The organism is Holdemania filiformis DSM 12042, assembly GCF_000157995.1.
GTDB lineage: Bacteria > Bacillota_I > Bacilli_A > Erysipelotrichales > Erysipelotrichaceae > Holdemania > Holdemania filiformis.
In genome coordinates this window covers 265,967-289,697 of the sequence record NZ_GG657558.1, presented here as the reverse complement: position 1 = coordinate 289,697, position 23,731 = coordinate 265,967, and the positions used below count along the sequence as shown (strand labels likewise).

Below are 23,731 nucleotides of genomic sequence, written 5' to 3'. Positions count from 1 at the left end.
CCTGATAATTATTATAAGCAAAACAAAGAATAAATTAAAGCTCAAAAAATTTTTGTTAAAATAATTAAGAATATTTATCGTAGTGAAACTATGAATAATAAGATATAATGAATCAGTATCAATGGAGGAATTTTATGCTAAAAAGATATAAGTATCCATTTCTGCTTGCGGGATCTGTAGCGTTAATCTGTGGATGTATGTTTTTGCCTAATTTGTTAGCGCATATTCCGGTAACGTATGGAACCGATTTAAAACCAGAACAATTGTTTTTTAATATGGAATTCACCAATTTAATGAATCAATTTTTTAAAACAGGAACTTTGCCTTTCTATTCATGGAGTATGTTTTTAGGAACTAATTTTTTTTCATCTCAAACGTTTTATATTATGGGAGATCCTTTTACTTGGGCTAGTCTGTTATTTCAGGGACTTAATTTTTTTGATCGTACTTTGTTATTAGAAATTTTAAAATTTTTTGTCAGCGCATTTTCAATGTTCGCTTTGTTAAGAACAATGAAAATTTCTTCAAAAATAAGTTTATTTGGTGGCTTATGTTACGCTTTTAGTGGATGGGCCATATTTTTTAGCGGACAATTGATGTTTCATTCATTTTATTGTCTAGTTCCTCTTTATTTCTGCGGTATTGAAAAATATCTTGCTTCAGGTAAGAAAATACAGTTTCTTCTGATGACTGCCATATTATTGATTTCACATTGGTATTTCTTTTATACACTATCCTTTTTAACACCATTCTATTATATTTATCGTTATAGCTTAATAAAACAAAATTTTAAATATTTTGTTTCCGATACATTAAAATTAATCGGAGTTTATTTTGTGGGTGTAATGATAGCAGGGGTTATATTAGTTCCAACAATTTGCTATATGAGTGGAAATAATAGAATTGGGTTTAATACAGATCTTATATTCCAAGATCCTCAAGTTTATTTACATTTTTTAGCTTCTATGTTTGTACCTAATTATCAATATATTTATGGAGTCAATGTGTTCGAAACAGATTGGCATGTAACTCGTGAAATTTGTATTTGGGCAGGAAGCTTAACGGCTCTGTTAATGTGTCAAATGATGTGGATTAAAGATCGAGTTTTCAAGAAACGTACGCTATTATTTTATGGTGCAATTTTGATATTAGCCATAATGCCAATGGGAGATGCAGCGCTCCATGGCTTTAGTGATCCCTCATTTCGATGGACGTTTCTTTTAACGTTATTTAATATTCTAACTGCCAGTTGGATGCTTGAAAATTATGAACAAATTGACTCAACAAAGATCATTGGTATGGCTATAATCGCAGCTGTTATCTGTATCGGCATTATTCCTTTGGCCGGCTTTGTTGAAGGGAAAAGTCAGATGCTTTTCAGAAATTATTTACCGCAGATTTTATTATTTTCTTCTTTTGGATTTTTAATATTTATAGAAGGACTGCTATTAAAACGGCGAGCAATTAACTTGTTGATAATTATTACTGTACTAGAGTTTTCATTATCAGGCGGACTTCATTACCTTAATAAAATGGATCGTTCTGAGCGAGGTAGCTATTCATTTGTTCAGCAAGTTACTCATGTGCTTCAAGACAAAGATCAAGATTTAAATAATTATCTTAACTACCTGGATTCAGATAATTACTCACAATATTATCGTATATTTGTTCCTTATGACTCTCTTTACTGGAGTTATAGTCATAATATGTCGGTTGCTTATCAGCTAAATGGTCTGATGATATATGACTCCACCTATTCACCTTCAATCAATAAACTCGCTGAACTGAATCCTGATATTAAAGCATATAATTCCGGAATGATGTTAAATATTGAAGATCCTTCTTTGATGACCTTTCTTAATGTGAAATATGCTTTAGTTTTAGAGGAAGATGAGCTTCCTCAAGGCGTTCAATGGAATTTGATTCAGAATGATTATCGTGGTAACATCCGAATTTACGAAAATTTAGATTATAGGGCATTAGGAACTACTTATAGTTCTATTTTGACTTATGATGAATTTATAGAAAACGGGGAATCAATTCAGATTTTAAATGATCACATCTTATGTGACCCAAAGGATTATCATGAAATAAAAGACTTTTTATCAGATTCCGATTCAGTTAATTTGGAAGAAATAAGTTATGGCGGTAATCAATTAACTGGTAAAATTAAAACTTCTTCAGATACTTTTATGATAATAACTTTACCTTATGATGATGGCTGGAAGATCCTTGTAAATGGTAAAGAAGTAAAAAAGTATAACGTCAATGGTGGATTTATTGGAATTGCTCTTAATAAAGGAGAAAGCCATCTAGAGATGTATTTTGTGCCTGAAGGTTTTAAATTAGGAATGACAATCAGTGCTTTTGGTTGTATCTTAGCTGTAGTATTATTCGGCTTAGAAAGGAAAAAGAAGCATGAGTATAAAGAAAAATAAGAGTTTATTTTTATTACTTGTTATCGTTTTATTGGGCGCTGGTTTTATTTATTTACCTTATATGATAAAGCAAATTCCTTATGAGTTTGTGACCATTGATACAAGAGAAGAAAACTTTGCTTTTTATAATGAGCTAATTCAATTGTTCGAAATGTTTAGAAAAACAGGATCATTACCTTTTTATTCATGGTCTGACTTTTTAGGAACAAATTTTTTTGTTTCTAAAATGTGGTATATAATGACGGATATTCCCATGTTATTCTGCGCTTGGTTTAAAGTCTATTTTTGGGATGCTTTAATTTTAACAACAATATTTAAGATGATCTTAGCCTCACTGAGTATGTATTTATTGTTAGGAATGTTTTCTTTCAAAGAAAGTACTAAAGTGATAGGTTCGATTTTATATGCGTTTTCTGCTGGTATGATGTATTATTCGGTTTATCCAATTTTTCTTTTTTCTTATAGTTTGTTTCCGTTATATCTTTATACATTAGAAAAATACCTTCAGAAGAAAAAATGGATTCCATTTTGTATTATGACGTTTGTCATGGCCTCAGTTAGTTTTTATTATTTCTTTGTTATTTCATTCTTTTTGCCTGTATATTATATATATCGATATTATCTATTACGAGAAAATTTTAATATGTTTTTTAAAGATACTTTTAGACTTATTGGATATTATCTTATTGGAGTTTGTCTTTCTGGAGTTGTTCTCTACCCAGTTATTCTCTATCTTTTGCAAAGCAGCCGTATAGGACATCCAGGAATTAATTTTTTGTTTAATGATATACGAGTTTATGTTACGGAGTTAGCTGGTATATTTTTGCCAATGAATTTATTGCAACCGGTTGCATATCCTTTTAATACGAATAATTATCCAACGCGAGAAATATTTCTTTGGGCGGGTTCTATATCAGTTTTGTTACTGCCTCAAATTTTTGTTTTACAAGAGCAAAAACGTAAGAAAGCAGATTTAATTTTTATAGGAATAGAAATCTTATTTTTAATATGTCCTTTGTTATTATCTGCGATGCATGGTTTCAGCGATGTATCTTTTCGAGGCACAATATTATTTGTCATAGTTAATTTAATTATGATGTGTCATGTTCTTGAACATGTTGCAGAATGGAATTGGCGACTTTTACGATTTACATGTATATTTGCGACTGTTGTATGTGCAAGCATTGTTCCTCTAACTTGCTTTATTTTAAAATTGAATATACTAGAATATACTGAAGCTTTGAGTTGGGGGACAACCTTTGCAGTTATATATTCTATAATGTTTTTGTTATTAGAAAAGCGTAAATTTATCTGGATCGGGTTGTTATGTATTTGCGAATTAATCATATTTCCGACAATATCACAGCATTATCTTAAGGATGGAAGTTATCGTCATTCTTATCAATTTATGAATGACGCGACGCATGTTTTACAGGATGAGCCAGGAGAACTGAGAAGTTTTTTGGATCAAATTGAGCCAGTAAATACTTCACAATATTATCGTGTCTATATCCCTCAAGAATCTGTTTATTGGAGTATGGGGCTTAATTCAGCTTTCTATTATCAAATTAATGGTTTATCGACTTATGATTCAATTTACGAGCCTACATTGAGAGCTCTTGTCGATCAGGTGCCTGAAATCATTCGAGGGTCTGATTGGTATCTAGATATACAACAAGCTCAGTTAATGAAATTCTTAAATGTTAAGTATGCAGTAGTTTCTAACGAACAAGAGTTGCCTCAAGATATGAATTGGCGATTAATTACAGATAACTATCGTGGATTTTTAAGTGTTTATAGAAATGACGATTATCGCCCTTTAGGTACTTCTTATACCCAAGTGTCCGTGCTAGATAAAGAATCTTCATTTTTAAATAATATATTAAAAGTAGCGTATTGCTCAGAAAACGATATGAATTTTTTGAGAGCGGCAGTAACTGATGAAATGTTTGAATTAGAAAATATAAAATATAGTGGCAATCAGTTAACAGGAACTGTTGAAAGTGAGAATGGAGGGCTATTGGTTTTAGGATTGCCTTTTAATGACGGATGGAATATTAAATTGAATGGTGATACTGCAGTAAAATATAGAGTTAATGAAAGTTTCCTTGGAGTGGTTGTCCCTTCAGGTAGTGTATTCTTAGAGATGTATTTTACACCTCCTGGATTGAAACAGGGCGCTATCTTGAGTATTGCTGGTTTCGTCATGTTTGTTTTAATACTTATTTTCTCATGTTTTAAGAAAAAAGATAGAAAAAAAGTCCAGTTTCTAATGGACTTTTTTGCTATAATTAACTAGGTATCATAAGAGGAGTTAAATATGTCAAAAGTATCTATAGTTATTCCGTGCTATTTCAATGAACTGAATATAGCTGAGACTTATAAAGTATTAGTTCGTGATGTTTTTGAAAAAAGAAAAGATATTGAATTTGAAATTGTGTTTGTTGATGATGGATCAAGAGATAAAACATTAGATGAATTAAAGAAAGTTCAAACATATGATAATCATGTGAAAATTGTTAAACTTTCTCGTAATTTTGGAGAATTCCGTGCGATAGTTGCTGGCATGAGTCAAGCTACCGGCGATGCGATCGCTGTGATGAGTGCAGACTTACAAGATCCTCCTTATTTAATTACAGAAATGATTCAATATTGGCAGCAAGGTGAGAAAGTAGTTATTGCAGCCAGAAATAAACGCGATGAGCCTTGGATAAAGAACTTCTTCGCTAATACTTATTATCGTATTGTCAGAAAGCTGGTTATTGCCGATTATCCAAAGCAAGGCTTTGATTTCTTTTTGATGGATAAGAGTGTAGCGGAGATTTTGGTTAATATGCAGGAAAAGAACTCTTCGATTTACGTTCAATTGATTTGGACTGGATTTAACCCAAAAGTTATAGAGTACACAAGACAAGCAAGAGAAAAAGGAAAATCAATGTGGTCATATAAAAAGAGAATTGATCTTTTTATCGATACATTCATTGTTTTCTCACATACTCCAATTCGATGGATTAGTGGATTAGGTTTTCTAATGAGTATAAGTGGCTTTATTTCAGCACTGCTTCTAGTCTATGATAAATTGGTTCATGGTTCAGATGTTGCTGGATGGACATCTTTAATGGTTGTTGTGTTGGTGCTGGCGGGAGTACAAATGATTATGCTTGGAATTATCGGTGAGTATATGTGGAGAAATCTTGATGAATCTAGAAAACGTCCTTTATACATCATAGATGAAATAATTGAGGATAAAAAGTAATGAAGAATGTTTATTTGCAAGCTTTTAAGGCACATGGCAGTGCTAATGACGGTTATCTTAGCGCTATAGAAAGAAAAACAGGACTGCCGTTTGATATCCGAAGAGTTTATACTGTGATTAATACCCAAGAAGGAAATGTTAGAGGTTATCACGCACATAAAAGTTTATTCCAAATATTTTTTGCTCTAAGCGGCAAAATTGTTGTCCATTGCGAAGATATAAATGGTAATCAAGAGAGCTTTGAACTTAATGATCCTCATGTAGGGCTTGTGTGTGGCCCTCAAATCTGGCATACGCTAACTTATCATGATAATGCAATATTGATGGTATTAGCCAGCGAGGGCTATGATGAATCTGATTATATAAGAGATTATGATACATTTAAGAGGTTGAAAGAAGGAAATTTATGAAAATAGAAAATAATCAATTACTTCCGCAATATTTGAGATATAAAAATGAATATTTGAAAAAGGTTGAGGAGGTATTAGATAGCGGATGGTATGTGCTCGGTAATGAAGTGAAGTGTTTTGAAGAAGAATTTGCTGAATATAATCAATCTAAATATTGTGTAGGTGTAGCCAGTGGACTTGATGCTTTAATTTTGGCTTTTGAAGCGCTTCATTTAAATCCTGGAGATGAAGTCATTGCGCCAGCAAATACATATATAGCTTCAATTATGGGATTTACCAGAAATGGCTTAGTGCCTAAATTTGTTGAACCTGACCAATATTATAATTTGGATCCTTCGAAGATTGAAGCCGCTATAGGACCTAAGACAAAAGCAATTTGTGTTGTTCATTTGTACGGACAGATAGCAAATATGCCGGAAATAATGAAGATTGCAAGAAAATACAATCTTAAAGTTGTTGAGGATTGCGCACAATCTCACGGAGCTTCTATTAATGGGAAGAAATGTGGCACATGGGGTGATGTAGGTTGCTTTAGCTTCTATCCAACCAAAAATCTCGGCGGGTTCGGCGATGGTGGCGCCATTATTACAGATAATAAAGACATTATGGAAGAAGTTAGAATGATGAGAAATTATGGCTCTAAAAAAACATATTATTTCGAAAAAGTAGGTTATAATTCTCGGCTGGATGAACTTCAAGCTGGGCTATTGCGGGTTAAATTAAAACATTTAGATGAACTTACTGCTGAAAGAAGAAAAGATGCTTTAAGATATTTGACCGAAATCAAAAATCCTAAAATTAAATTACCTAAGATGCAGTTTGGTGAGTTAGGTCATGTATTTCATTTGTTTGTAATTGAGGCAGAAGATAGAGATAAATTCATGCAATATTGTGAAAATCAAGAGATAGGTTTAAAGATTCATTATCCACAGCCTCCACATCTAAGTGAAGCATATCGAGACTTGGGTTATAAAAATGGTGATTTCCCAATTACTGAAATGATGGCTGATCATATAATTTCTTTGCCATTATACAATGGTATGCGAAAAGATAATTTAGATTTTGTTATTGAATTATTAAATAAATTTTAGAAAGTTAATATGGTTGTAATATGCCCTTTATTAGAATAGCATTAGAATTTTCACCTATATTATTCGTATTAATAGCATCAATCAATTTTGGTTTTTTTCTTCAAGGTCATTTCAAATTAGACAACAATATACCCAAAGTTGCACTAGGCTTTTTTTCAATTTTAGGGATAATTCAGCTTTTAAGTTATCCATTAGTCTATTTTGCCATAAATACAAAAGTTATAGCAATATTATATGTTGTGATTTTTGTGTGTGCTTTTTTCAGCTGTTTATTGTCTAAAACGAAATTAAGGATAACAAAGAAAGATTACATTTTATTTGCTTTTATAATAATTTCCTCAGCAGTTTTTATTAATTTTGCTTCTAATTATGGAGTTGGTGCACGATCTGATAGTATCTTTTATATATCAATGGTTAATGAAAATTCAGTTTTAAAAACTATTCAGACTATAGGGTTTAGAGGGAATGAGGTAGAAAGTGTTTATTATTTATATCAAAGTTTTTATCATTTATTTTCTATGTTAATTAAAGTAACGCGAAATATTTTTTCGCTGATGAATTCTCCAATTTATCTTTATATCTGGGGAGCACAAATACTTTTCTTCTATATCTTTTTTGAGATAATTTATTGTTTTGCTTTTAAGTTCTTCAAAAAAAAATATATAATTTTCTTATCTTTTGTTATTGCATCTATTTACTTATGCTTTATTGATGGATTTTTTTATCTAGCGCTGATTGGAAATTTGTGGAGAGTGCTTATAGTTTCGTTATTTTTTTATCTGTTTTATTCTTATTTACAATGTAATAATTACAAAATTTTCATATTAATGGGTTTAATGCTGTCTGCTTTAGTAGCTGTAAGTTCGTCCGGTTTTTATATATCCTTTTTTATAGCAATATCTATTTTTATAGTTCTTTTAAAAAAGAATTTATCAAAAAAAGCAATAACAGTCTATTCTTTAAGTTTAATCTCACCAGTAATTTATGGAGTGATTTTAATCGCTTGGAGGTATCATTATTCAAATTTATTAATATATGGTATTTTAGTTATTTACATTTTGATTTGCCTTTTGTTGAAAAATCTAAGAAAATTTTGGAAACAAATTTATACTTATTTATTTTTAGGTTTGTTAGTTTTTTTTGTAATATATTCTTTAATTAATTACAAAAATTTATATCCATATAATTATTATTTTGAAGAACATTTGGCAGATATGTGTAATCAATACTTTGTGTTTAAAAATCATAAACAAATATTATTTAATACTTTGTGGTGGGGACTTACTGCATATATGTTTTATTTTAAACTCAAAGAAAAAAAATTTACAATATACGATAAAACTTTTTTAGTATTGATTATTCTCTTCTTAAATCCATTAGTAATGCCTGCAGTAATCTATTTTATAACAGACTTTGTATATTACCGCTCGTATGATTTGATATTTAATATTTTTAATTTAGCAATATTATTTTGGTATTTATCAGAAAAAAATAAAATGTTTTTGAAATGGTTAGTGATTTTTCAATGTCTGCTAATAGCTGTTTCTTTGCATTTACCTTTTGAAAATATTGCTTTAGGATCAATAAGGTCTTCTGAATATAATTATGACCGTTTATATAAATTAAATCAAAATGAAAAAGAGATAGTCGATTATTTACAAACTGAAGTGAAAAATTTAAACTATAGACCGTGGGTCGTAAGCCAAATGCCTTATCTAAAAGGTTATGTGAATAATATACAATTGAAATTTGGAATTTCGGATACAAGAGAAATAGTCAAATATGAAAATGAAGAGATGTTGGAAAATGCTCCTTCGGAATTGCTAAATTTATTTATAGAAAGGGACTTTATAGGGCAAAATATTTTTAAAGAAGATCCTAATTATGATAAAGCTTGTCAAATTATATATGAAGAAAATGTTGAGTATATAATTTTGAGAAAAGATCAATTTAAGGAAAAGGATGATACTTGGATACCAATTTGGTTAGATATGAGAGCTTGCTCAGAAACTTTATTTCAAAATGATGATTATGTTCTATTAAAACGCTATTAATTAAAGTGGATTTATATTATGATATATCTAAAAAGAGAGGCAAATTTATGAAATCTTTAATCAGTATTGTAGCTCCAGCATATAATGAAGAAGATGTTATTGAAAAATTTTATTTGAGAATCACAAAGATTTTATCAGCATTAAGTGAATATAATTATGAGATATGCATAGTTAATGATGGATCCGAAGACAATACAGTAAAAATATGTCATAGATTATTGGACAATGACCCGCATATATCTTTTCTAAGCCTATCACGTAATTTTGGACATGAAATAGCTGTAGCTGCGGGATTGGATTATGCTAAAGGAGATATTATCATTCTTATGGACATAGATTTACAAGATCCCCCAGAAATCATACCTCAAATGATAGATAAATATGAAGAAGGCTATGATATTGTCAATGCTAAAAGGAAAAGCCGTGAAGGTGAAACTTGGTTAAAAAAATTTACTGCCGAGATGTTTTATAAGGTTTTTTCTGCTTCAAGTGGAAAAGTGCGGATGCCTAAAAATGTAGGAAATTTTAGACTGATCTCTCGGAGGGCAGTTAATGCATTTAAAGAATTAAGGGAAACCCATCGATTTGCTCGAGGATTATTCTGTTGGGTTGGATTTCCTACGATCGAAATAGAATTTGAAAGGGAAGCTAGAGCCGCTGGTAAAACTAAGTATAATTATAAAACTATGATTAATTATGCTATTGAAGGTTTGACATCTTTTACAACAGCACCTTTGAGATGGGCAGCATATATAGGGATAATTACAGCTATATTTGCTATATTGTATATGATTTATGTTTTCTGGATGGCAATAACTAAGGATCCTAATTTACAAAAGGGATGGTCGTCTATGATGATTGTTCTTCTGTTTTTCGGGAGTCTGCAAATGATTTTTTTAGGGATTATTGGTGAATATTTAGGAAGAATATTTGATGAAACAAAAAATAGGCCATTATACTATATAGAAGAATATACTACTAAGATTAATTAATAGAAATTTTGTTTTTAGTTATAAGTTAGAAATAGTATATGAAAAAAATCTTAGTTATTACATGAAGAAATTTGGGATAGAAAGGAAATGCTTTTTATGATAAAGAAAAACAAATATAAGGATTTGCTTATACCAATAATAGTTTTTAGTGTGGGATTGTGCACTTTTTCTTATGCTATAATTAAATATGATGCACTTTTTATTTTTTCTGGGGATAATTTTGAACAAGAATATTTATTTATACTTGGGGGAATAAAAAGAATCAAAGCATGGAATTTTTCAGTGTATGATTGGTCTGCTGGCTTTGGAGCAGACTTTCTTATTTATGCATTTTTTTCAAGCCCACTATCTTTGTGTTTATCATTAATAAAAGAAAATTTATTAAAGTATTCTATAGTATATTTACAAATTTTCAAAATTACAATGACTTTTTGTTTTGCCTATCTCTGGATTTCAAAGCTTTCAAAGAGGAAGACGACTATTTGGATAGGTGCTCTATTGACCGCATTTTCAGGCTGGGTATTTCGATATTATAACTTCACGCATTTTCTTGACGGATATATGTTTTATCCATTAATTCTTTTTTTTGTCGAAAAATATTTCCAGAATAATGAGAAAATTGGTTTGATTTTGATAATAGGGATACTTGGAATAATTAATTATTATTTTTTATATATGAGTGTTCCACTCTTATTTATTTATACCTTAATAAGATATTTTGATATTAATAGAAATACAATTAAACTGAAGACTGTTTTAGTCGATGGATTTAGATATGCAGGATGGTTAGCTTTAGGTGCAGGTCTATCTGCTTTTGTCTTAATTCCTTGTGCAATATTGTTTATAAAGATAGGAAGATTTTCTGGAACGGAAGATATACAAATTTTTTCTCATATAGGTTTGAATGACATGTTTCGTATATTTAGTTCTATTTATACACCGATATTCAATTTTTTCTCATATAATCCTTTTATAAGCACTTGGCAGAGTGGTGATTTAGGGTGGAATGGTGGTTGTACACTTTATTTATATATGCTAACGCCACTGTTATTTCCATTATTGTTTAAATTAAACGATAAAAGAAAGAAAAGAATATTAATAACTGTTTTTCTTACGATGCTTCCATTGATCTATTTCAAATCATTTTACTTTATATTGCAGCGAACAATTGATACCCGATGGTTTTTCATCATTACATTAATAACTATTTACGCACTTACTGCGATTTTAGATGAAATATTTGAGGGGAAAATTAATAATAAATGGATTTATATCTCTTTGATTTGTAATTTGTTTATTGTGTTGGTGATTTTTCTGTTTAGTTATAAAAGTGGTTTTAATGAAATATCACAATTAAAAATATTGATGAATGAATTAACGCCATGTTATTTACTGATGGGAGTAGAAGCTTTTGTTTTGACAAGGAAGGTGCGTTGGAAGCAACTGCTACCCATTGTTTTGTGTGCTGAGATTATTTATACCGGAACAGTTTATTGTCGTAGTAATGTACCTTTAAAGCGTGATTTTTTTGAACCAGAAGGTAAGTTAGAAGAAGCTATAAACTATATTCAAGAAAATGATTCGGGTTTGTATCGTATTCAGTTGGATATGTCTACTATGCCAGAATATTATAAACAAGCAAATATTCCTTTTGCATATAATTACTCAGGAACATCAATTTATAATTCTACATATGAAGGTGAAATGTCAGAATATTATGAGCGAATTAATAATGGATTGTGGATTTTTAATCAATTAATAGGTCGTCAAGAAATGTATAATCAATTAGCGAGTAAATATTTTATTACATTTGGCGAAAGTGAAATGATTCCATTAGGCTATGAAAAAGTTTATACTACACAATCTGATTATCAGGTCTATAAAAATGAAAATTTTATAGATTTAGGATATAAAAGTGAGAAGGCAAATATAAATGAATTTGAAAATTTACCTTATTTATATCAAGATATGCTAATGCAGCAGATTACTTACTCACCAGCAGCTGCGATTAACGAAAACATAGCGTGGGATAAAAATTTAATTCATTTAGGAACCATGCCTGATCAAAGCTATCGTGAGTTGTACTTGAAAGAAAATTTGGATGATGGAATATTATATTTAGATAATCGAGGTATACCATCATTAACTCTTGAATTATATCATGATCAAGAATTAATTTTCAGCGATTCTTTTGATCAATTTGACTATATAGATTTGCATATAAATAAAGAAAATAAGATTAACCGAATAGTAATAATCGGGGATGATATTTATGAAACACATCTATACATGGATGTTTACTTTAAACCAAGGATGGCATATGCAAATGTAGAAAGTATATTTAATAATACGCTAGTTAATAGGAATAAGATTACTTCACAGTTACATTTGAACGAATCTAGTTTCATCACTACGTCAATTCCATATAATGATGGATGGTCTGTTTATATAGATAATATGAAAGTAGATATCGAAAAAGTAAATCTGGGTTTTATCGGATTTTATGCAAAAAAAGGTGATCATATGATAGAATTTAGATATAGAACAAAGGGCAAATTGATAGGAATAGTAATCAGTTTAATTTGTTTATCAGTTCTTATTATTAATTATATCTTATCAAGGAAAAGAGGGAAATCGGCATGAAAGTCGTAATTTTAGCAGGTGGATACGGAACTCGGATCAGTGAAGAATCCCATTTAAAGCCAAAACCGATGATTGAAATAGGGGGAAAACCAATTATGTGGCATATTATGAAATATTATAGTCATTTTGGTTTTCATGATTTTGTGATTTGCTGTGGTTATAAAGGTTATGTAATTAAAGAATTCTTTGCTGACTACTTTCTCCATAATTCAGACATCACATTTGATTTGCAGAACAATAAACTGGAAATCCATAATAACAGTTCAGAGCCTTGGAAAGTAACCTGTGTAGATACCGGTTTGAATACAATGACAGGCGGAAGAATTAAACGAATTCAAAAGTTTATTGGCAATGAGTCGTTTCTGATGACCTATGGAGATGGTGTTAGTGATGTAGATATCACTTCATTACTTGAATGCCATAGAAAAGCGAGAAAAACTGTGACTTTAACTGCAGTTCGCCCGGGAGGTAGATTCGGAGCACTTGAATTATCTGAATCTAATGAAATTCGATCTTTCAAGGAAAAGAATATTGATGATGGTGGATGGATTAATGGCGGATTTATGGTGATAGAGCCACAGATATTTGATTATCTTAATGGAGATTCTTGTGTTTTTGAAAGGGAGCCTTTGGAAGCTTTAGCAAATCAAGGACAGTTACAAGCTTATAAACATTATGGATTTTGGCAATGCATGGATACGATGAATGATAAAAATAAATTAGAGAAACTTCTAGAAAAAGAGGAAGCGCCATGGAAAGTATGGGATTGATGAAATCATTTTACAAAGGGAAAAAAGTTTTAGTTACCGGACATACTGGTTTTAAGGGAAGCTGGCTATGCAGTATTCTTTTAGAATGTGGCGCGGAAGTATATGGTATTGGATTGCAGCCTAATACAGATCCCGCATTATTTAATTTATTAGATTTAGAAAATCGTATTCAGTCGCATATTTTAGATATTCGGGATCTTCAAAACGTTAAAAGGATTTTTAATGAATTTAAACCAGAAATTGTCTTTCACTTAGCAGCTCAGCCCTTGGTCATTGATTCCTATAAAAATCCTGTTTACACCTTTGATGTTAACGTTATTGGAACTGTTAATATTTTGGAATGTATTCGATTAAATCCTTGTGTAAAATCATTCGTTAATGTAACCACAGATAAAGTTTATGAGAATCAGGAACAAGAAAATTACGGTTACGTTGAAACTGATAGATTGAATGGCTATGATCCTTATTCTAATAGTAAATCTTGTTCAGAGCTGGTTACCGCGTCATACTGTAAATCGTTTTTTAGTGATCGAGATTTAGCTGTTTCAACATGCCGGGCAGGAAATGTTATCGGAGGCGGAGATTTCTCGGAAAATCGAATTGTTCCTGATTGTATAAAGTATACTGTAAAAAATATACCAATTATTGTTAGGAACCCAAATTCAGTCCGGCCATATCAACATGTTTTGGAAGCAGATATGTTCTATTTAATGTTGGCTATGAAACAATATAATAATAAAAGCTATGCAGGAAATTATAATATTGGGCCAGATGATAGCGATTGTGTAACAACAAGTCAGCTTTGTGAGCTGTTTTGTCATTTTTGGGAAGGCGCTAAATGGAAAGCAACGGACTATCAAGGACCGCATGAAGCTAATTTTCTAAAATTAAATTGTGAAAAAGCAAAAAGTATTTTAAATTGGCATCCACGCTGGCATGTGGCTGAGGCTGTTAAGAAGACTATAGAGTGGTCAAAAGTATTTGTAAATAACGGAGATCTAAAAGAAATTACAAGTCATCAAATTTTAGAATATATGGAGGAATGATTATGACTTCAATGTCAGAAGATAAGAAGCAAATATTAGAATTAGTAAAAGAGTACTACAACCATTATCATAAAGACACTGATGAGTATAGCGAAGGAGATCGAATTGCTTATGCAGGACGAGTTTATGATGAAGAAGAAATGGTTAATCTGGTTGATAGTGCTTTAGATTTTTGGCTTACATCGGGCAGATACTGCGCACAATTCGAAAAAGATTTTTCAAAGTTCTTAGGAGTTAAGCATTGTTTGTTAACGAATTCAGGTTCATCCTCAAATTTGATTGCATTTATGACGCTGACCTCTCCATTATTGAAAGAAAGACAAATCAAGCGTGGAGACGAGATAATCACGGTTGCAGCTGGTTTTCCTACGACGATCTCTCCTATCTTGCAGTATGGAGCTATTCCGGTTTTTGTAGATGTTACTATCCCAACCTATAATATTGATGTTAGTCAATTGGAAGCCGCTGTTAGTGAGAAAACAAAGGCTGTTATGATTGCACATACATTAGGAAATCCGTTTGATTTAGAGAAAGTAAAATCATTCTGTGATAAATATAATCTCTGGTTGATTGAGGATAATTGTGATGCATTAGGATCAACTTACTACCTTAATGGGGAAGAAAAACTAACAGGAACCATTGGTGATATTGGAACATCCAGCTTTTATCCGCCTCATCATATGACGATGGGCGAAGGGGGAGCTGTTTATACTAATAATGCTTTGCTTTATAAAATAGCTTTGTCGTTTAGAGATTGGGGTAGAGACTGTATCTGTCCAAGCGGACATGATAACTTCTGCGGGCATCGTTATGATGGGCAATACGGATTATTGCCAAAAGGCTATGATCATAAATATGTTTATTCACACTTTGGATATAATCTGAAAGCGACAGAGATGCAAGCTTCGATAGGAGTTGCCCAGCTAAAGAAACTTAATGAATTTACAAAACAACGCCGAGAGAATTTTGAGTATTTGAAAGATAACTTGAAAGATCTTGAATCTTATTTGATTCTTCCCGAAGCTACGGTAAACTCAAATCCTTCGTGGTTTGGCTTTCTTATAACAGTGAAAGAAGGCGTGGATAGAAACGAACTTGTTCAATTTATCGAATCAAATAATATTCAAACAAGAATGTTATTTGCAGGGAATATGATTAAACATCCATGTTTTGACCAGTTACGAGAACAACAATCGGGATATCGAGTTGTTGGTGATTTAAGAAATACGGATCACATTATGGAAAACACATTTTGGATTGGTGTTTCACCGAAAATGAATAAGCAAAAGTTGGATTTTATGAGCAAAATTATTCATAATTATTTTAGTAAACGAGAAGAGCGCTGATCTCTTCTCGTTTTCATAAGGGAGAATGACTTTTATTCATATTCTTCTTAGTGTAAAATAAGAGAAGAAAAAGGAGAATGATTATGAAAGCTTCTGATGCCATCGTTCAATTTTTTATTGATAAACAGATTACTGATATTTTTGGATATCCAGGAGGTATGGTAACTCATTTAATGGATTCCTTTGATAAATATAAAAATAAAATCTCCGCTCATGTTACCTATAATGAACAAGGCGCGTCATTTGCGGCCTGTGGATACGCCCAAGTTAGTCTAAAGCCAGGAGTCGCTTATGCGACGAGTGGTCCGGGAGCGACGAACTTGATTACCGGTATTTGCAATGCCTATTTTGATGGAATTCCCGCAATATTTATAACAGGGCAGGTCAATACCTACGAGTCAGGCAAAGGTCTTTCCTGCAGGCAAAAAGGATTTCAAGAAACTGATATTCTAGGAATTGTCAGGCCTGTTACGAAATATTGTTCATATATAGAAAAACCGGAAGACTTATTGCCAGAATTAGAAAAAGCTTATACCATAGCGATGGATGGGCGTTGTGGACCTGTAGTGCTAGATGTTCCCATGAATGTTCAACGTGCTGATATTGTTTATTCTTTAAACGGAGCACAGAATCAAGTGACGAACTTGATAGATGAAAATCAGCTGCAGGTTATAATTGATATTGTCAAAACTGCTAAAAGACCTTGTTTTCTAGCGGGGGCTGGAATTCGTCAAAGTGGTTCATTGAGCCAATTTGTTGAGTTAATCAATGAGAATCAAATACCTGTAGTAACTAGCATGATCGCAATCGATACTTTGCCCAGCAATCATTCTATGAAGTATGGCTTTATTGGCGCCTATGGCGATCGTACAGCTAATTTTATTGTGGAGAAGTGTGATTTGTTAATTACTTTGGGAAGTCGCTTAGATATTCGGCAAACGGGTGTGGATCAAAAGAATTTTGCACCGCATGCTAAACTTATTCGGGTGGATATTGATCGTCAGGAATGCACAAATAAAATCAAATCAGATGAGATTGATATTAATCTGGATTTAAAAGAAACAATCCCAGTATTATCACAAATTTTAAGAAATTATTTGAATGAAAATGAGGATTGGATTAAACTTTGTAACACGATTAGGAATGAACTGAGCAGTATTGATGATCAATTACCTAATCAAATTGTTACTTCTTTAAGCGAAAAGATTCCTGAAGATGTAGTCATTACCACAGATGTAGGGCAGAATCAGGTTTGGATTTCACAATCTTTTCAGGTGAAAGAAAATCAAAGAATTTTATTTTCTGGGGGACATGGGGCAATGGGGTATTCTTTGCCTGCCGCAATTGGCGCCTATTATGCTTCTAGGAAACCGATTGTATGTTTTAATGGTGATGGTGGATTTCAAATGAATATTCAGGAATTACAGTTTATCGCCAGTCATCATCTGCCGATAAAGATAATAGTATTTAATAATCATTCTCTAGGTATGATTAGACATTTTCAAGAAATGTATTTTGACTCACGATATGTGCAAACGATAGCTTCTGGAAACTATTTTAGTTGTAACTTGAGGAAAATTTCAGAGGCTTATAATATTCCATTTTATGAATTCTCTGATAGCGATTTTACAGTAAAGCATGTTTTTGAAGATATGGGACCATGCTTGGTTGAAATCAGTCTGCCAGAAGAAACTTATGTTATACCTAAATTAGCTGTTGGAAAACCGAATACCGATCAAGAACCACCCTTAGACCGTGTTCTTTATAGAAAGTTGATGGATTTATGAGTGTAAAAATAAGAAAAATTCTGCCTTTGTGGGGCTGTTTGACTTTGATTCTTTGTGCATTTTATACCTATGTTTATGTTATTAATCATTACACTTTAGTTTTCTGGGGAGATCAGACTGAGGCATTAATCCCTTATATGATTGATTTGTACACGCAGTTTAAGGAGAGTGGTTTTACTCTATGGAATCATTCCATCGGATTAGGTGCAAGTAACCTTGTCTATTATTATACGATATTAGGTTCGCCTTCCTTCTATTTAAATTTATTACTGCCCACGAGTGACTGGATTCCTTATTTTATTCCTGTTTTGGATAGTTTGCGTTTCTTTTTAATTGGAACTGCTGCTTGGTTATGGCTAGACAAATTAGTTTGCAGTGATAAAGCGAAACTCATCGGGGCTTTAATCTTTACCTTCTCCGGCTGGGCAATGTACTGGCTGCATTTCAGCTATTTTCTTGATGCGTATCTTTATTTAGCTCTTCTTTTGTATTTTAGTGAAGAAATTCTTGAAGGAAGGAAAAAGTTAGGTTTCACTCTAATTATTTGTTTGTCATCAATTATCAGTCCCTATATTTTATATATGTTTTCTTGGCTATTATTGATCTACATGATATGCAGACTTTTCATGAAATATGAAAAAGTGACTTTTAAGTTTTTCTTTCAGAAATTCTTATCTGTTTTTGTTTATTATTTGTTAGGCGTTGGTTTGTCAGCCTTTGCATTATTACCTGCAGGACTCATGTTATTATCAACTGATCGCATAGGAAGTGGAACGGAGTCGTTATTCAAGCCTTTGTTAGGCGGGGATTTGATTCGGGTTATAACATCATTATTTTCGCCAGTAATTAATGATTATGATTATAATATTTTCAGTTCTCCTTTCTTAAAATTAGATAATCGTGTTTATACTGTTTATAATTATTCATTTATTCTATTTGTTCTCTTATTGCCTCAACTTTTGAAAATAAAGTTTAGAGGAAAGAAACCCCTAATAATAACAAGTTTAGTTTTATATGCGATGCTTCTGTTTCCGGTCTTTTATTTAGTTTTTAACGGGAACACGTCAATTCGCTGGAGTTTTTATTATATTGTTTTCAATGCTATGCTTATTGCCTATATCCTACAGAATGAAGAACAACTTGATAAAAGGCTGTTAGCTGTATCGGGAGGGGGATGCATTTTAGTTCTTACTGGTATTTCTTTGTTGAGCATAAAATTAGGCTGGACAACAGAAATAAATCAGAGTGTGATTAAACGAGTCTGTGTTGTTGTTTCCGGTTGTGTTGTTCTCTATACATTTTCTTTATTAAAGAGTAAAAATAAGTTTTGTAAAGTTTTATTAATAAGTACTGTGATTGCCGAAGCAGTATTTTGTATGTGTCTGAGAGTTGTCAATGGTTCGAATAGTTTAGTTGCTAATTCCGAGAGTTGGAATGAATATCAACAGAAAATGTTAAACACAGATGCCGTTGATTTTATAAAAAAACAGGATTCTGGATTTTATCGTATCGATTTTGCGGATAATTCAAGCATTGCTTATAATTATCCAATAGTGAAACGATATAATGGTTTTACTTCCTATTTTAATGTCTATAATCATGAAACAAGGCCTTTGTATGATAATCGAAGTACTGATAATTGGTTTCTAGGTTATCAACCTTCAAAGTTTTTACTTAAGTCTTTATTAGGCTCAAAGTATATGATTACGTGGGAAGATAATCAATTTTTAATTCCTCATACCTATGATTTGATCTATGAGTCATCAAAACAAAAAGTTTATAAAAATTCTCTCGATATGTCATTAGGTTATGCCAGTTCAAAAATATCGGGATTCAATATCCTGGAAGATCTTGACAAATCTCAGGAAGACATTGTTCTGTTAAATTCGATTGTAATTCCAGAGGCAATGAATAATGAATCAAATATTAATGATATTTATCCATTAATTGCTGAGAACTTAATTAATTCTGGTTTTCCTTGGCATGAGAAAGAGGGCTATTTGTTTGTTGATTACAGTCAAAGTAATCCTTATGGCATAGTTGCTTACGAATTTTATAAAAATGGAAAACAAGTAAAATACGAGGAAAATTATGAATATGGATATACTGCCATCCGTGTTGATCAAGATATAGATGAAGTATATATCTATTGCAAAAATTTTAATAATATAAATGAATATATTCCTGTTAATGTATATTGGATTTCTGATAAGGTTATCGACCAATGCTTTTCTCGCTTAGCTGCAGAAGATCACTTTGAAAATGTTTTAGTTTCAGGTGAAGATCTCTCTGCGGATATAACAATTAACAATGAAAAAAAATGGGTTGCCACCAATATTCCATATAATCCGGGCTGGAAAGTCTGGGATAATGGTAAAATAGTGGATGTCAAAGAAGTGAATGAAGTATTTATTGGTTTTGAATTAGATGAGGGAGTTCATAGAATCCAATTTAAATTTATGCCCTCAGGTTTGAAGCTTGGGCTGGGAATTAGTTTTGGAGCATGTATAATCGTTATATTCTTAGGGTATAAGAAGGTAAAAGCAAGCCGATATTGTAAATGATTAAAAAATAACGTAAGATAAATAGGTTGAGAAAGGCGGAAATAACATGAAAAAGATTAGTATAGTTGTCCCTACTTATAATGAAGAGGAAAATGTAAAGCCTTTATCAGAAGCCATTATTAACGAATTGAGTATAAACTGTAATACATATGATTATGAATTAATATTCATTGATAATAATTCAAGGGATAACACTCGAAGCATTATCAGACATTTATGCAATGAAAATCCTAAAATAAAAGCGATATTTAATACTAAAAATTTTGGACAGGCTAATTCTCCATTCTATGGGATACTTTCGAGCACGGGAGATTGTACTATTCTTATCTGCGCTGACTTCCAAGATCCGATCGACATGATTCACCAATTTGTTCAAGAATGGGAACAAGGCTATAAGATCGTTATTGGAAGAAAGACAACTAGTAAAGAAAATAAAGTAATGTATACATTCCGCAGCCTTTATTACAAGTTGTTGAATAAATTTTCAGACTTTGAACAAATAGAGCATTTTACTGGCTTTGGTTTATATGATGCTAGTTTTGTGCAAACACTACGAGAATTAAAAGATCCAACGCCATTTTTAAGAGGTATTGTGGCCGAGCTGGGGCCGGAAAGAAAGGAAATTGCTTATACGCAGCAACAGCGCAGAGCGGGAAAAACAAAAAATAATTTCTTTCGGTTATATGATTTAGCAATGCTAAGCTTTACTTCTTATACGACAATAGGGTTACGAGCTGCAACTTTTATCGGGTTTATCTTTTCTATATTGAGTTTATTTGTCGCCTTTCTCTATTTAGTGCTTAAGTTAATAAATTGGTATACGTTCCCCATGGGGCAGGCGCCTATTTTAATTGGCGTATTTGTGTTTGGGTCGCTTCAACTATTTTTCATAGGGTTGATTGGAGAGTATATCATAGCAATGAACAAACGTTTAATGAATCGTCCGTTAGTTGTGGAAGAAGAAAGAATAAATTTTTAAAGCGGTGAAATATGAATAAGATAAATTTTGAAAAGCTAAAAATACGTTTACTTTCTTTGCTTATTCCAATATTTTGCTTTTTATTAATCCTTTGTACAGTTAAATTATGGCCCTTTGGTGAGCAAACGATAGTGAGCCTTGATTTAGATTCTCAATATATTTCGTTTTTCAGTTATTTAAAAGAAATTATCAGAGATCCTACGACTCTCTTTTATTCTTTCTCAAAAACGTTAGGCGGAGATATGATAGGCTTGGTTTCATATTACCTGATGAGTCCTTTTAACCTTATTGCTCTGTTTTTTTCTACAAGTAATTTGCCTATCGCGTTGACGCTTATAATTATTTTAAAAATAGGCTCGGCAGGATATACATTTAATCTTTTTCTAAAAAATAATGGATATACTTCGTTAATTTTTTCAACTTCTTACGCATTGATGGCTTTTGTTATCGCTAATTATAGTAATGTAATTTGGCTAGATGGAATCATACTCTTGCCTTTAATTGCTATGGGAATTGAAAAAATTATAATTGGAAAATCTCCGGCTTTTTATATTTTCAGTTTGTCGGCAAGCATCTTTACTAATTATTATATAGGCTATATGCTTTGTATTTTTTCTGTTATTTATTTTTTCTATTGCTTTTATTTCAAAGAGGAGACTCGGTCACTACGATCCAGCAAAGTTTTTATTAATTTTTGCTTTGCATCGATTATTTCAGGCGGTTTGGCAGCGGTTTTGCTGATTCCTGTAAAGTATTCACTGGAAACGACAAAAGGATTATTTGATCTATCAAGTATACAGTGGCAAGCTAACTTAATGTTAAAGGATTTATTTAGTAAATTAATATTAGGCAGTTATAACTTTAATGAAGCTATGTCTGGAAAGCCTAACATTTATTGTAGTTATATCGGTTTATTAAGCTTTGTTTTTTATTTCCTTAATAAGAGGATTGATAAAAAAGAAAAAACAGGATGCTTCCTAATATTATTGTTATTTTTAGTTTCCTTTATCTTCGAACCTATTAATTTGATTTGGCATGGCTTCAGTAAGCCAAATTGGTTTCCTTATCGCTATAGTTTTATATTTACTTTTTTTGTATTATTAATTGGTCATAAAGGATTGAATATAACTCTAGAAGGCAATAATAAAAGAATTGTTCTCTTAAGTGCAGGCATGCTAAGTTTATTTATTTTAATTGGTTATATGGGCAATTTTAGTTATCTAAATATTTATAAATTTTTAGTCAGCCTTATTTTTATTTCTTTTATAATTTTGTATCTTCTTAAAAACATGAAAGTCAAAGGAACATTGTTGGTAGTTCTAGTATTAGAACTTACTGTAAATGGTTATTTTAGTTTGAAGGAAATACCGCATTTATCTTTAAATGAGTATAAAACTTACGTTGATAAGGTAGAGCCAATCATAAAAAGTATTAGAAAAAAAGATAGTGGTTTTTATAGATTTGAAAAGACTTTTCAAAGAACACAGAATGATCCTATGCTTTTAAATTATTCTGGTTTATCTCATAACAGCTCGGCAGAAGCTCCTTTTGTGCGTAGCTATTTATATTCTCAATTAGGGTTATGCACAGAAGATAATTGGACTTATTATAATAGTGGGACAACGTATGCGAATGATTCATTACTAGGGATTAAGTATATTTTGACTGAGCAAAAAATTAGCAAAGGATATACTGCGTTAAATACTTATGGTGATTCCACTCTATATTTAAATGATTTTACCTTGCCTTTTGGTTTTTTGACTTCTGGGCCTGTACATTTATATTATCCTGTCGATTTTTCGTGGCTATCAAATCAAAATAATATCTGGAAAGTTCTTAGTAATAATGAAAATTTAGAAATTATGAAAAGTCTGGAATTTAGTATTATCAAAAATGACATTATTCAGAACGGTGATTATTTTAATTATACTGTGAACGGTGAAGATCCTTTTCTTGAATATCAGTTTGCAATGCCAAAAAAAGGACCAGTTTTCATTTATTTAACGTCCAATGATGAGAGAAAAGTAAAGCTGTTTATAAATGATGAATATCTTTGTGATTATTTCACTTATGGACAACATCAAATGATTCGTTTAGGGGAGTATGAGAAAGATGAGATAGTTACTTTGAAATTGAAACTAGAGGAAGAACAACTGGATATTCAGTCTGTAAATTTGTTTTATCAGGATATGGATGTTTTTGAGGAAGCTTTTACAAGTTTGATTAATAATAATACTTTGATGATAGAGAATAAAAAGAATGGTTATATTGCGGGGCATATCGAGGTTAAAGAGCCATCAAATTTAATTTTACAAATACCATATGATCAAAATTGGAGATTTTATGTTGATGGTA

Annotated in this window: 15 protein-coding genes; all 15 read left to right on the top strand. The window is 31.5% G+C overall.

Features of this window, described 5'->3' with window-relative positions; genetic code table 11:
- Positions 1-134 precede the first annotated feature (134 nt).
- Positions 135-2,438 (top strand): YfhO family protein, encoded by a 2,304-nt coding sequence (locus tag HOLDEFILI_RS11880; RefSeq protein ID WP_039864853.1) that lies wholly within the window; start codon positions 135-137, stop codon positions 2,436-2,438.
- On the top strand, positions 2,419-4,737 hold the full coding sequence (locus tag HOLDEFILI_RS11875; protein WP_006059962.1) for a YfhO family protein: 2,319 nt from the start codon (positions 2,419-2,421) through the stop codon (positions 4,735-4,737). The genes HOLDEFILI_RS11880 and HOLDEFILI_RS11875 overlap by 20 nt, the downstream gene beginning before the upstream one ends.
- A 21-nt stretch (positions 4,738-4,758) precedes the next feature.
- Positions 4,759-5,694, top strand: a complete 936-nt coding sequence (locus HOLDEFILI_RS11870) for a glycosyltransferase family 2 protein (RefSeq protein ID WP_006059961.1) — start codon at positions 4,759-4,761, stop codon at positions 5,692-5,694.
- Complete coding sequence (locus tag HOLDEFILI_RS11865) at positions 5,694-6,104, top strand: sugar 3,4-ketoisomerase (protein ID WP_006059960.1); 411 nt, start codon at positions 5,694-5,696, stop codon at positions 6,102-6,104. Before HOLDEFILI_RS11870 ends, HOLDEFILI_RS11865 begins: the two co-directional genes overlap by 1 nt.
- Positions 6,101-7,195, top strand: a complete 1,095-nt coding sequence (locus HOLDEFILI_RS11860; protein WP_006059959.1) for a DegT/DnrJ/EryC1/StrS family aminotransferase — start codon at positions 6,101-6,103, stop codon at positions 7,193-7,195. Before HOLDEFILI_RS11865 ends, HOLDEFILI_RS11860 begins: the two co-directional genes overlap by 4 nt.
- Positions 7,196-7,215: 20 nt before the next feature.
- Entirely contained in the window at positions 7,216-9,249 is a 2,034-nt protein-coding gene (locus HOLDEFILI_RS11855) for a hypothetical protein (protein WP_006059958.1), read from the top strand.
- Positions 9,250-9,296: 47 nt separating this feature from the next.
- The gene (locus tag HOLDEFILI_RS11850) at positions 9,297-10,241 is read left to right on the top strand and encodes a glycosyltransferase (RefSeq protein WP_006059957.1); all 945 of its coding nucleotides are present in this window, start codon (positions 9,297-9,299) and stop codon (positions 10,239-10,241) included.
- 96 nt (positions 10,242-10,337) lie between these two features.
- Positions 10,338-12,884: a YfhO family protein gene (locus HOLDEFILI_RS11845; RefSeq protein WP_039864852.1), complete on the top strand. Its 2,547-nt coding sequence runs from the start codon at positions 10,338-10,340 to the stop codon at positions 12,882-12,884.
- Positions 12,881-13,654 carry a glucose-1-phosphate cytidylyltransferase gene (rfbF, locus tag HOLDEFILI_RS11840; RefSeq protein ID WP_006059955.1) on the top strand — a complete coding sequence of 258 codons (774 nt, stop codon included), beginning with the start codon at positions 12,881-12,883 and terminating at the stop codon, positions 13,652-13,654. The genes HOLDEFILI_RS11845 and rfbF overlap by 4 nt, the downstream gene beginning before the upstream one ends.
- Positions 13,636-14,700, top strand: coding sequence for a CDP-glucose 4,6-dehydratase (rfbG, locus tag HOLDEFILI_RS11835; protein ID WP_006059954.1), 1,065 nt, complete (start codon positions 13,636-13,638; stop codon positions 14,698-14,700). The genes rfbF and rfbG overlap by 19 nt, the downstream gene beginning before the upstream one ends.
- Before the next feature lie 2 nt (positions 14,701-14,702).
- Positions 14,703-16,046, top strand: coding sequence for a lipopolysaccharide biosynthesis protein RfbH (gene rfbH / locus HOLDEFILI_RS11830; RefSeq protein WP_156788924.1), 1,344 nt, complete (start codon positions 14,703-14,705; stop codon positions 16,044-16,046).
- 83 nt (positions 16,047-16,129) lie between these two features.
- Entirely contained in the window at positions 16,130-17,833 is a 1,704-nt protein-coding gene (locus HOLDEFILI_RS11825) for a thiamine pyrophosphate-binding protein (RefSeq protein WP_039864851.1), read from the top strand.
- The gene (locus HOLDEFILI_RS11820; protein ID WP_006059951.1) at positions 17,830-20,397 is read left to right on the top strand and encodes a YfhO family protein; all 2,568 of its coding nucleotides are present in this window, start codon (positions 17,830-17,832) and stop codon (positions 20,395-20,397) included. Before HOLDEFILI_RS11825 ends, HOLDEFILI_RS11820 begins: the two co-directional genes overlap by 4 nt.
- Positions 20,398-20,443: 46 nt before the next feature.
- Entirely contained in the window at positions 20,444-21,376 is a 933-nt protein-coding gene (locus HOLDEFILI_RS11815; RefSeq protein ID WP_006059950.1) for a glycosyltransferase family 2 protein, read from the top strand.
- 11 nt (positions 21,377-21,387) lie between these two features.
- On the top strand, positions 21,388-23,731 hold a 2,344-nt coding region (locus tag HOLDEFILI_RS11810), incomplete at its 3' end, for a YfhO family protein (RefSeq protein ID WP_006059949.1).